This is a genomic window from Streptomyces racemochromogenes, assembly GCF_044129415.1.
GTDB lineage: Bacteria > Actinomycetota > Actinomycetes > Streptomycetales > Streptomycetaceae > Streptomyces > Streptomyces racemochromogenes_A.
Window position 1 is genome coordinate 1 of record NZ_JBBDHD010000184.1, and the last position, 9,799, is coordinate 9,799.

Sequence of the window (9,799 nt, forward strand, 5' to 3'; positions counted from 1 at the left end):
CCCCCCCCCCCCCCCCCCCCCCCCCCCCCCCCCCCCCCCCCCCCCCCCCCCCCCCCCCCCCCCCCCCCCCCGGCGCGTCTGGCCCGATCGCGGCGCACCGCCTAGGCTGCGGATCATGCTCGTAGCCGCCGCCGTCTGCCCCGCCCCGCCGCTCCTCGTGCCGGAGGTCGCCGCGGGCGCCGCCGCCGAGCTCGACGAGGCCCGTAACGCCTGCTCCGACGCGCTCGCCGTGCTGGCCGCGTCACGGCCCGACGTGCTCGTCGTGGTCGGCTCCGCCGAGGCCGACCAGCAGGGTCCGTACCCGCAGGGCTCCCGGGGCGGCTTCCACGGCTTCGGCGTCGACGCCGAGGTCCGGCTCGGGGAGGGCGAGGAGGGGCCGCGCCCGCTGCCCGCCTCCCTCGCCGTGGGGGCCTGGCTGCTCGGACGCGCCCGGTGGGGCGCCGCACCGGTGGAGGGGCTCGCCGTGGCCGGCTCGCTGGAGGCCGCGCGCTGCCTGGACACCGGCCGGGAGCTCGCCGCCGCCGACGAGCGCGTCGCGCTGCTGGTCATGGGTGACGGCAGCGCCTGCCGCACCCTGAAGGCCCCGGGCTACCTGGACGACCGCGCCGCCGCCTTCGACGCCGCCGCAGGCCGCGCCCTGGGCGCCGCCGACACCGGCGCGCTGGCCGCGCTGGACCCCGTACTCGCCGACGAGCTGCAGGTGGCCGGGCGGGCGCCCTGGCAGGTCCTGGCGGGCGCCGCCGAGGGCGCGGACCTCGGCGGGCGGCTGCTGTACGAGGACGCCCCGTACGGGGTCGGCTACTTCGTCGCCGCCTGGTCCTGACGGCGCACGGCGAAGGGGCGCGGGCCCCTCGGTCCCACGCCCCTTGATCCCGTCGGCGCCCCGCGGGCGCCCGCCTCAGGAACCCGCCGGCGGCGTCGGCCCGCCGGGGGCGTCCTTGTGCGCGACCTTGCCCAGGGCGTCCTTCGCCTTGTCCGTACCGGTCGTGATCCGGTCCCTGTACTTGCCGTGGGTCTTGGAGTCCACGACCTCGGCGACCTTGTCCAGGCCATGGCCGATCCTGCCCTCGTGCTTCTGCGCGAGGTCGCCGACCTTCTCCTTGGCCGGAGCGAGCTTGGCCTTCAGACTGTCGAGCAGGCCCATGGGTCACCTTCCTGAGGTCCCCCCGGACCGGGGCCCGGGGGAGCGGCGGCTACGTACGGGCGCCCTCGCCGGCCTCGCTGTCCGCGGCGGCCTCCGCCGCCTGCTGCTTGGGGATCTCCACGGCGGCCTCCGGCGCGGGAGCTCCGGCCGCGGCCGCCTCGGCCTCCCCGGCTCCTTCGGCCGGCCCGGTCTCCGCGGCCGGCGTCTCCGGCGGAGCGGCCTCGGCCGCGACCTGCTCGGTCACGGCCGCGCCCTTACGGCGAAAAATCCGGTCAAAAACGCCCATGTCTACTCCCATAACGTTACTCGTGCGGGTGAGGTTCCGCTGCGGCCGGACCGGCCTCCACCAGGTGCGCGCCAGGCGCACGCCCGGCCGGAACCTCTTCAGGGCAACGACCCCGGCCACACCCCGTCACCTCACCCGATCGGGTACATGCCGCGGGGTTTGCGAGACTGGTCCGGTGAGGAATGCAGCCCCCGCCCCGCGGGTCATCGCCGTCGTCGGTCCCACCGCGGCCGGAAAGTCCGACCTGGGCGTCGCCCTGGCCCGCCACTTCGACGGCGAGGTCGTCAACGCCGACTCCATGCAGCTCTACCGGGGGATGGACATCGGCACCGCCAAGCTGACGGTCGACGAGCGCGGCGGTGTTCCCCACCACCTCCTCGACATCTGGGACGTCACCGAGACCGCCAGCGTCGCCGAGTACCAGCGCCTCGCCCGCGCCGAGATCGACAAGCTCCTCGCCCAGGGCCGCACCCCCGTCCTCGTCGGCGGTTCCGGCCTCTACGTCCGCGGGGCCCTCGACGCCATGGAATTCCCCGGCACCGACCCCGAGGTGCGCGCCCGGCTGGAGGAGGAGGCCGCCCTGCGCGGCCCCGGCGCCCTGCACGCCCGCCTCGCCGCCGCCGACCCCGCCGCGGCCGCCGCCATCCTGCCCAGCAACTCCCGGCGCATCGTCCGCGCCCTCGAAGTGATCGAGATCACCGGCAAGCCCTTCACCGCCAACCTGCCCGGCCACGAGTCGGTCTACGACACCGTCCAGATCGGCGTCGACGTGGCCCGCCCCGAGCTCGACGAGCGCATCGCCACCCGCGTCGACCGCATGTGGGAGGCCGGACTGGTCGACGAGGTCCGCGCCCTGGAGGACCAGGGCCTGCGCGAGGGCATCACCGCCTCCCGCGCCCTGGGCTACCAGCAGGTACTCGCCGCCCTCGCCGGAGACTGCACCGAGGACGAGGCCCGGGCCGAGACCGTACGGGCCACCAAGCGCTTCGCCCGCCGCCAGGACTCCTGGTTCCGCCGCGACCCGCGCGTCCACTGGCTCAGCGGAGCCGCCGCCGACCGCGGGGAACTGCCCCGACTCGCGCAGTCGTTGGTCGAACGAGCGGTCACAGCCTGATCACGTGATGGCATCGGGAAGCCCCGAGCGCCCGTCGCGGGGCCGGGACCGTGCCATCATCAAACTTCTGAACAGTGGCGTGCGGAGTCCGAAGTGGGGAGGGCGCGTGGCTATGGAGGCCGGCCCTCGACGAGACACCGGGCGGGACGACACCGAGCGGGCGGCGGACCCGGCCCTGCCCGCCGTCCCCGCACCGGCCGGCGCGCCCGCGGGCCCGGGCCTGCCGGGAGCCCCGGACGGCCCCGACGGGCTCGGCCTGCCCGCCGACCCCGCCCGGCTGACCACCGACGGCCCCGACGCCGCCGAGCCCGGCGGCGAGGCCGCGGACGGCCCCGCCGTCGAGGTCGAGCTGCGCCCCCAGCGCAGGCTGCGCATCTGGCAGATCGCCCCCATCGTGATGCTCGCCGCCGCCGGCTCCCTGATGTTCGCCTTCCCGCTCGCCTTCGAGTTCGGCGACGGCGGCGCCGTCGTCGCCATGCTCGGGTTCCTCATCAGCTCCTGCGCCGGCGGCTGGGGCATGATGGCCGCCCGCCGTGTCGGCTACTCCTGGCCCGGGCTCCCGCCCCGGGGCAGCGGCCGCCGCCCCGACTGGCGTATCGCCGGGCTGTACGCGCTGGTCGCGCTGGTCCTCGTCGCACTGGCCGTCTACCGGGTGGCCCGCCTGCGCTGACCAGCGCCGACATCGCGCTGACCGCACCCTGACCGCATGCTGAGCCGCCCGGCCGGGGCCGCGCCCCGCTCGGTACCATGGGCTCGTGACGCACACCACCCTCCCCTTCCTCAAGGGCCACGGGACCGAGAACGACTTCGTGATCGTCCCCGACCCGGACAACGCCGTCGACCTGCCGCCCACCGCCGTCGCCGCCCTGTGCGACCGCCGGGCCGGCATCGGCGCGGACGGTGTGCTGCATGTCGTGCGCTCCGCCGCCCACCCCGAGGCCGCGCACCTGGCCGACGAGGCCGAGTGGTTCATGGACTACCGCAACAGCGACGGCTCCGTCGCCGAGATGTGCGGCAACGGCGTACGCGTCTTCGCCCGCTACCTGCACCACGCCGGACACGTCGAGCCCGGCGACTTCGCGGTCGCCACCCGCGGCGGCGTCAAGCAGGTCCACCTCGCCAAGACCGGCGACGTCACCGTCTCCATGGGCCGCGCCCGGCTCCCCGAGGGCGAGGTCACCGTCTCCGTCGGCGAGCGCTCCTGGCCCGCGCGCAACGTCAACATGGGGAACCCGCACGCCGTCGCGTTCGTTGAAAGCCTCGACCACGCCGGCGACCTGTACAGCCCGCCGCCGTTCAGCCCGGCCTCCGCCTACCCCACCGGGGTCAACGTCGAGTTCGTGGTCGACCGCGGCCCGCGGCACGTCGCCATGCGCGTCCACGAGCGCGGATCCGGCGAGACCCGCTCCTGCGGCACCGGCGCCTGCGCCGTCGCCGTGGCCGCCATCCGGCGCGATGGGGCCGACCCCGCCGTCACGGGAGAGCCCGTCTCGTACACGGTCGACCTGCCCGGCGGTACCCTCGTCATCACCGAACACCCCGACGGTCGCATCGACATGACCGGACCGGCCGTCATCGTGGCCTCCGGCGAGTTCGAAGCGGACTGGCTCACGGAAACTGCTTTCGCCTGAAGATTCCCTCTCTTGGGTGATCCGTTTCACGCTGAGCGAGAGGCGGACTGCGCCACGTGGTGGGGTCGGTAACATCAGGCACCGGCCCTGAGGGCTCACCCCATGCCCGCCACCGCCGGTCGAAGCCGCCGGAGGTGCCCATGAGTGCAGAGGCCACGAACCCCGAAGCACACGCAGACATGCGCCCTGAGCTGCGCAGACGTGGCCGGACCCGGCTCGATCTGCGCCGCCTGGGCCGAGCCGCCCTGCTCGGGCCCGCGTCCCGGGACCGCCTCCCGGACGCCATCGGACACGTAGCAGAAGCGCACCGCGCCCACCACCCGGACGCGGACCTGGCCGTCCTGCGCCGTGCGTACCTCCTCGCGGAGTCCTCGCACCGCGGCCAGATGCGCAAGAGCGGTGAGCCGTACATCACACACCCGCTCGCCGTCACCCTCATCCTGGCCGAACTCGGCGCCGAGACCACCACCCTGACGGCGTCCCTGCTCCACGACACCGTCGAGGACACCGAGGTGACCCTCGATCAGGTCCGCGCCGAGTTCGGCGACGAGGTCGCCTTCATCGTCGACGGCGTCACCAAGGTCGAGAAGATCGACTACGGCGCCGCCGCCGAACCCGAGACCTTCCGCAAGATGCTCGTCGCCACCGGCAACGACGTCCGCGTCATGTCCATCAAACTCGCCGACCGGCTGCACAACATGCGCACCCTCGGCGTGATGCGCCCCGAGAAACAGGCCCGCATCGCCAAGGTCACCCGCGACGTCCTCATCCCGCTCGCCGAACGCCTCGGCGTCCAGGCCCTCAAGACCGAGCTGGAAGACCTCGTCTTCGCGATCCTGCACCCCGAGGAGTACGAGCGCACCCGCGCGCTCATCGCCTCCCATGCCGGGGCGGACGACCCGCTCCTGGCCATCGCCGAATCCGTACGCACCGTCCTGCGCGAGGCCGGCATCGCCGCCGAGGTGCTCGTCCGCCCCCGGCACTTCGTCTCCGTCCACCGCATCTCCCGCACCCGCGGAGAGCTGCGCGGCCCGGACTTCGGACGCATCCTCGTCCTCGTCGGCGAGAACGCCGACTGCTACGCCGTCCTCGGCGAACTCCACACCTGCTTCACCCCGGTCATCTCGGAGTTCAAGGACTTCATCGCCGTCCCCAAGTTCAACCTCTACCAGTCCCTGCACACCGCCGTCGCCGTCCCCGAGGGCTACGTCGCCGAAGTCATCGTCCGCACCCGGCAGATGCACCGCGTCGCCGAGGCCGGGGTGGTCGCCCTCGGCAACCCGTACGCCACCGGCGAGGGCTCCGACTGCGAGGGCGTCGACCCCACCCGGCCCGGCTGGCTCTCCCGGCTCCTCGACTGGCAGCAGTCCGCGCCCGACCCGGACACCTTCTGGACCGGACTGCGCGCCGAACTCGCCCAGGACCGCGAGATCACCGTCTACCGCGCCGACGGCGGCACCCTCGCCCTGCCCGCCGGGGCCAGCTGTATCGACGCCGCCTACGCCCAGCACGGCGAGGCGGCCCACGGCTGTATCGGCGCCCGCGTCAACGGGCGCCTCACCTCCCTCTCCGCCCCGCTCTCCGACGGGGACACCGTCCAGCTGCTGCTCGCCCAGGACGCCTCCTCCGGGCCCGCCGCCGACTGGCTGGAGCACGCCAAGACCCCGGCCGCCCGGATCGCCATCAGCGGCTGGCTCCAGGCCCACCCCGACGGGGCCGTGGCCGCCACCGCCGTCCCCCGCGCCCCGCTGTCGGTGCCCGGGCTGCGCGGGGGCGGGGGCAACGCCGTCGCCGACCTCCCCGACGCCCACGTACGCCTCGCCGGCTGCTGCACCCCCGTCCCGCCCGACGCGGTCGCCGGGTTCGTCGTCCGGGGCGGGGCCGTCACCGTCCACCGGGTGCACTGCCCGGCCGTCGCCCAGATGCGCTCCCTGGGCCGCACCTCCGTCGCCGTGCACTGGCGGGCCACCGCCGACTGCCGGGTCACCCTGCTCGCCGAATCGTTCGGCCGCCCGCACCTGCTGGCCGACCTGACCGAGGCCATCGCCCGCCAGGGGGTCGAGGTGGTCTCCGCCACCGTCGAGCCGCCCGTCGAACAGCGGGTCCGGCACAGCTACACCCTCCAGCTGCCCGACGCGTCCGTGCTCCCCGCGCTGATGCGGGCGATGCGGGACGTGCCCGGCGTGTACGACGTCGGCCGGGCCTGAGGGGGCCGGGGGGACAGGGGGAGCCGGGGGAGTCTCGTTCGGGTGGATCCGTCGCGCGTCGCGTGCGGGCCCGTCGCGGGCGCTGGTAAGCGGTGGTGGATGCAGCTCTCCTCCCCGCGCCTGCGCGCCGCCCTGCTCGCCGCGGCCTCCCTCACCCTCGTCGCCGCCGTGCTGCCCCCGCCGAAGCCGCTCGGCATCGGCGACCGGCTCTTCCCCGAGCTCGGCAACCCGGGGTACGACGTCCTCTCGTACGACCTCTCCCTCACGTACAAGGACAACCGCACCCCCCTCGACGCGGTGACCGCCATCGAAGCCCGGGCCCTCGCCCCGCTGGAGCGGATCAACCTGGACTTCACCCACGGGACGGTGGCCTCCGCCCAGGTCAACGGCGAACCCGCGCGGTTCGAGAGCGCCGGGGAGGACCTCGTACTGACTCCCGCGCACCCCGTCGCCGCGAACACCCCGCTGCGGATCACCGTCCGGCACTCCAGCGATCCGCGCGGCTCCGCCGACGGCGGCTGGGTCACCACCGAGGACGGCCTGGCCATGGCCAACCAGGCCGACGCCGCGCACCGCGTCTTCCCCTGCAACGACCACCCCGCCGACAAGGCCTACTTCACCTTCCGGATCACCGCGCCCGAGGGCTACACCGCCGTGGCCAACGGCCTGCCCGGCGCCCTCCCGGCCGCCCGGGCGGCGGGCGCCACCGAGTGGACCTACCGGACCCTGCACCCGATGGCCACCGAGCTCGCGCAGGTCTCCATCGGCCGCTCCGCCGTCCTGCACCGCACCGGACCGCACGGGCTGCCGCTGCGCGACGTCGTGCCGGCCGCGGACCGGGAGCGGCTGGAGCCCTGGCTGCTCAAGACCGCCGGGCACATCGAGTGGATGGAGCAGCGGGTCGGCCGCTACCCCTTCGAGAACTACGGGGTGCTGATCGCGCGGGCCCGCACCGGCTTCGAGCTGGAGACCCAGACCCTCTCCCTCTTCGAGAACGGGCTGTTCGCCGGGGAGGCGGAGGGCTACCCCGAGTGGTACGTCGAGGCGGTCATGGTCCACGAGCTCGCCCACCAGTGGTTCGGCGACAGCGTCACCCCGCGCACCTGGTCCGACCTGTGGCTCAACGAGGGGCACGCCACCTGGTACGAGGCCCTCTACGCGGACGGGCTCGGCAAGTACTCCCTGGACCGGCGGATGCGGGAGGCCTACCAGCGCTCCGACCAGTGGCGGGCCGCGGGCGGGCCCCCGGCGGCCCCCAAGGCGGCGGCCCCCGGGCAGAAGATCGGCCTGTTCCGGCCGGTGGTCTACGACGGGGCGGCGCTCATCCTCTACGCCCTGCGGGAGGAGATCGGCACCGCGGCCTTCGACCGCGTCGAGCGGAGGTGGGTGGCGGAGCACAAGGACGCCACCGCGGGCACCGAGGACTTCGTCCGCCTGGCCTCGCAGGAGGCCGGACGCGACCTCACGGCCTTCCTGCGGCCCTGGCTGTACGGCGAGAAGACCCCGCCCATGCCCGGCCACCCGGACTGGAGCGCCCCGGTCAAGCAGAAGGCGGCCCCCGGGACGGCCGGGAAAACGGCCCCCGGGACGGCACCCAAGCCCGCTCCCGCTCAGGAAGCGGACGGAAAAACGGTATGACGGCCCCGGAACGGGCATGTCACCATCGACGAGGCCGACGACGGCGCGGTCCGGGGAATCTCCGGACGGGGTCCGACGTTGCACGTGACAGAGTCAGTCACGCACGGCGGTACCTTTGGCCCTAGCCGGCGCGCACGCAATCGAATCGACGTAAGGATCCAATGACCTCCTCTTCATCCCCTTCCCAGGACCCGCGGGACGCGCAGGACGTGCGCGAGCCGCAGCGCTTCACCGAGAGCCTTCGGGCCGATGCCCTGATGGAAGAGGACGTCGCCTGGAGCCACGAGATCGACGGAGACCGGGACGGCGACCAGTTCGACCGCTCCGAGCGCGCGGCCCTGCGCCGCGTGGCCGGTCTCTCCACCGAGCTCGAAGACGTCACCGAGGTCGAGTACCGCCAGCTCCGCCTGGAGCGCGTGGTCCTCGTCGGTGTCTGGACCTCCGGCACGGTGGGTGACGCCGAGAACTCCCTGGCGGAGCTCGCCGCCCTCGCCGAGACGGCGGGCGCCCTCGTCCTCGACGGTGTCATCCAGCGCCGCGACAAGCCCGACCCGGCCACCTTCATCGGTTCCGGCAAGGCCCGCGAGCTGCGCGACATCGTGCTGGAGAGCGGCGCCGACACCGTCGTCTGCGACGGCGAGCTCAGCCCCGGCCAGCTCATCGCCCTGGAAGACGTCGTCAAGGTCAAGGTCGTCGACCGGACCGCCCTCATCCTGGACATCTTCGCCCAGCACGCCAAGTCCCGAGAGGGCAAGGCGCAGGTCGCCCTCGCGCAGATGCAGTACATGCTGCCGCGTCTGCGCGGCTGGGGTCAGTCGCTGTCCCGGCAGATGGGTGGCGGCGGCGGTGGCGGCATGGCCACCCGAGGCCCCGGTGAGACCAAGATCGAGACCGACCGGCGCCGCATCCGCGAGAAGATGGCGAAGATGCGCCGGGAGATCGCCGAGATGAAGACCGGCCGCGACATCAAGCGGCAGGAACGGCGCCGCAACAAGGTGCCCTCGGTCGCCATCGCCGGCTACACCAACGCCGGAAAGTCCTCCCTGCTCAACCGCCTCACGGGCGCGGGCGTCCTGGTGGAGAACGCACTGTTCGCCACCCTCGACCCGACCGTGCGCCGCGCCGAGACCCCGTCCGGCCGGGTCTACACCCTGGCCGACACCGTGGGCTTCGTCCGGCACCTGCCCCACCACCTCGTAGAGGCCTTCCGCTCCACGATGGAGGAGGTCGGCGACTCCGACCTCATCCTGCACATCGTGGACGGCTCGCACCCGGCGCCGGAGGAGCAGCTGGCGGCCGTCCGCGAGGTCATCCGCGAGGTCGGCGCGGTCAACGTGCCCGAGATCGTGGTGGTCAACAAGGCCGACGCCGCGGACCCGCTCGTCCTGCAGCGCCTGCTGCGCATCGAGCGGCATTCCATCGCCGTCTCGGCACGCACCGGCCAGGGCATCGAGGAGCTCCTCGCGCTCATCGACAGCGAGCTGCCCCGGCCCGCCGTCGAGGTGGAGGCCCTGGTGCCGTACACCCGCGGCGGCCTGATCGCCCGGGCGCACGCCGAGGGCGAGGTGATCTCCGAGGAGCACACCCCGGAGGGCACCCTGCTCAAGGCGCGGGTCCACCGGGAACTCGCTGCGGAACTGGCGCCGTACGTCCCCGCCAAGCAGTAACGCCGTTCGAACACGGCCGAGGGGGGGCGCCGGGGGGGGGGGGGGCGCGCCCGGGGGGGGGGCCCCCCGGGCGCCCCGCCCCCCCCCCGGGGCCGGGGCGGCGCGGGGGCCC

General features: G+C 74.3%; 9 protein-coding genes. 7 read left to right on the forward strand and 2 right to left on the reverse strand.

Translation table 11 applies throughout. The features are described 5' to 3' along the window. Positions 1-115 precede the first annotated feature (115 nt). Positions 116-823, forward strand: coding sequence for a class III extradiol dioxygenase subunit B-like domain-containing protein (locus WDV06_RS34290; protein ID WP_395513733.1), 708 nt, complete (start codon positions 116-118; stop codon positions 821-823). Between the two features lie 75 nt (positions 824-898). Here WDV06_RS34290 and WDV06_RS34295 read toward each other — a convergent pair whose 3' ends face one another. Together WDV06_RS34295 and WDV06_RS34300 are read right to left on the reverse strand one after the other, a co-directional pair. Then, the gene (locus WDV06_RS34295; RefSeq protein WP_395513734.1) at positions 899-1,144 is read right to left on the reverse strand and encodes an antitoxin; all 246 of its coding nucleotides are present in this window, start codon (positions 1,142-1,144) and stop codon (positions 899-901) included. A gap of 49 nt (positions 1,145-1,193) precedes the next feature. Continuing rightward, the gene (locus WDV06_RS34300) at positions 1,194-1,388 is read right to left on the reverse strand and encodes a gliding motility protein (RefSeq protein WP_395513735.1); all 195 of its coding nucleotides are present in this window, start codon (positions 1,386-1,388) and stop codon (positions 1,194-1,196) included. Between the two features lie 217 nt (positions 1,389-1,605). Here WDV06_RS34300 and miaA point away from each other — a divergent pair, with 217 nt between their 5' ends. From miaA to hflX, 6 genes are all read left to right on the forward strand, one after another. Continuing rightward, a complete protein-coding gene (gene miaA, locus WDV06_RS34305; protein WP_395513736.1) occupies positions 1,606-2,544 on the forward strand; it encodes a tRNA (adenosine(37)-N6)-dimethylallyltransferase MiaA in 939 nt (312 codons plus the stop codon). A gap of 106 nt (positions 2,545-2,650) precedes the next feature. After that, entirely contained in the window at positions 2,651-3,214 is a 564-nt protein-coding gene (locus tag WDV06_RS34310; RefSeq protein WP_395513737.1) for a hypothetical protein, read from the forward strand. An 85-nt stretch (positions 3,215-3,299) separates the two neighbouring features. Continuing rightward, complete coding sequence (gene dapF / locus WDV06_RS34315; RefSeq protein WP_395513738.1) at positions 3,300-4,175, forward strand: diaminopimelate epimerase; 876 nt, start codon at positions 3,300-3,302, stop codon at positions 4,173-4,175. Between the two features lie 140 nt (positions 4,176-4,315). Further along, a complete protein-coding gene (locus tag WDV06_RS34320; RefSeq protein WP_395513739.1) occupies positions 4,316-6,382 on the forward strand; it encodes a RelA/SpoT family protein in 2,067 nt (688 codons plus the stop codon). Between the two features lie 99 nt (positions 6,383-6,481). After that, positions 6,482-8,020, forward strand: a complete 1,539-nt coding sequence (locus WDV06_RS34325) for a M1 family metallopeptidase (RefSeq protein ID WP_395513740.1) — start codon at positions 6,482-6,484, stop codon at positions 8,018-8,020. A gap of 161 nt (positions 8,021-8,181) precedes the next feature. Beyond that, complete coding sequence (gene hflX / locus WDV06_RS34330) at positions 8,182-9,687, forward strand: GTPase HflX (protein WP_395513741.1); 1,506 nt, start codon at positions 8,182-8,184, stop codon at positions 9,685-9,687. The last annotated feature ends 112 nt before the right edge of the window (positions 9,688-9,799 follow it).